The 1,615-nt window shown below is 36.3% G+C and carries 2 protein-coding genes and 1 pseudogene; all 3 read right to left on the bottom strand.

Annotation, left to right across the window (positions count from 1 at the left end; all coding sequences use genetic code 11):
* Nucleotides 1-105: 105 nt before the first annotated feature.
* Nucleotides 106-243 (bottom strand): annotated as a pseudogene (locus P20439_RS18515) (hypothetical protein); the annotation flags it as partial.
* A gap of 27 nt (nt 244-270) precedes the next feature.
* Entirely contained in the window at nt 271-636 is a 366-nt protein-coding gene (locus P20439_RS11520; RefSeq protein ID WP_010558014.1) for a diacylglycerol kinase, read from the bottom strand.
* 3 nt (nt 637-639) lie between these two features.
* A partial coding sequence (locus P20439_RS11515; protein ID WP_036933762.1) for a phosphoethanolamine transferase occupies nt 640-1,615 on the bottom strand: 976 nt, incomplete at its 5' end.

The raw sequence follows: 1,615 nt of genomic DNA, 5'->3' as shown, positions 1-1,615 counted from the left end.
TTGCCTATTGCCTAAAAGAGGAAAAGCCGTCATTAGATTTAACATCGCAAGAACTTGAAATTTTAGAGAGTAATAATCTAATGTTGGCTTAACCAGATCTCAGGTTAAATAGCCCAAATTCATTGACATTGAAACAGCATCACCACCTGTTTCACCTAACGTAGTCGCGAGTATTTTTATTATCCAAAACCCTATTGTTAATTGAGGTACTTTTATCAGAGCATCGTTAAATTGTTTATTCATATAAAATTCCTCTATGTGAGTATGTCATTAAAAAAGAACTACCAACCAAATACATATAGCAATCACTATACTCACTAATACTGCGGCAGACCCTAAATCTTTCGCTAAACCTGACAGTGGGTGTATTTCGAAACCAATACGGTCAACGACTGCCTCTATTGCAGTATTTACTATCTCGGTAAACATAATGAACAGTACCGCAATGATAAGTATGAGTTGCTCTTTCAGTGTAATATTGAACAAGAAAGTTACGGGGATCGACAATATGAGCAACAGTAACTCTTGTCTGAATGCGGCTTCATTCCTTAGGAGCCATTTGAACGCTCTAGTTGAATTTAATGTTGCGAGATAAACTCGATTAAAACCTTTAGGCTTGTTTTCACTATCAAACACGGATTAGTTTACTCCTTGAGAAATTGTTGGTGACTTTGCATTTGCTACGGAAACACCATTAGTACAATGATTAAAAGGGTTGTTTTTAGGTTGATAAACTTTTGACTTTACTTGCATTTCAGCAAGTAAAATATCGAATACGTTGTCATGAGATATAGGCTGTTCACTAATTTTATTTAAACAATCTAACTTGGCTTTGTGATGTAATTTATCCCCCCAATAAATCAATGGCACTTTTGTTTGTTCTTCTGGTGCAAATGCGTAAGGTAAACCATGTAAATACACGCCACTTTCGCCCAAAGATTCACCGTGATCAGAAACATAAATCATTGATGTTTTGATATTGTTCTCATTGCTCAATGCTGCAAGTTCTGTGATGATTTCTGACAAGACTAAATCAGTATAAGCAATAGTGTTGTTGTAGGTATTAACCAGTTCCTCTTGACTACAATTTTGGATATCACTACGTTGACAGTCAGGAGAAAATACTCGTTTATCTTTGGGGTAGCGTCGGTAGTAAGTTGGTCCATGAGAGCCGATCATATGAAGTACTATTAGTGTATTGTCGCTTTTCAATGAATGAAGTTTCTTTCTTAATTCGTCAACCAGAACTTCATCGAAACAGTACTCATCATCACATAATGGATTTTTACTATTAGTAGAAATCTGCTCCGTTTTTACCCTTGAGCAAACGCCTTTGCAGCTACCATTATTATTGCTGATCCAATACACTTCAGCTCCTGCCAAGTGAATTAAATCAACGGCATTTTGTTGTGCTACCGCCACTCTTTTCTCGTAGTTGTTTTTGTTTAACCTTGAAAACATACAAGGTACAGATACCGCAGTTGCTGTTCCACAGGAGGTAACATCTTTAAATGAAACAACGCCTAAGTCTTTAGTTAGGCTATTGGTCTGCTTTTCATAACCATTTAAAGAAAAATTTTGGGATCTTGCTGTTTCACCTAGCACTAAAACAGTT

The organism is Pseudoalteromonas sp. BSi20439, assembly GCF_000241165.1.
In the GTDB taxonomy this organism is placed as follows: Bacteria; Pseudomonadota; Gammaproteobacteria; order Enterobacterales; family Alteromonadaceae; genus Pseudoalteromonas.
Note: the sequence above shows the minus strand (reverse complement) of the source record. Positions and strands in the feature narration are given on the sequence as shown.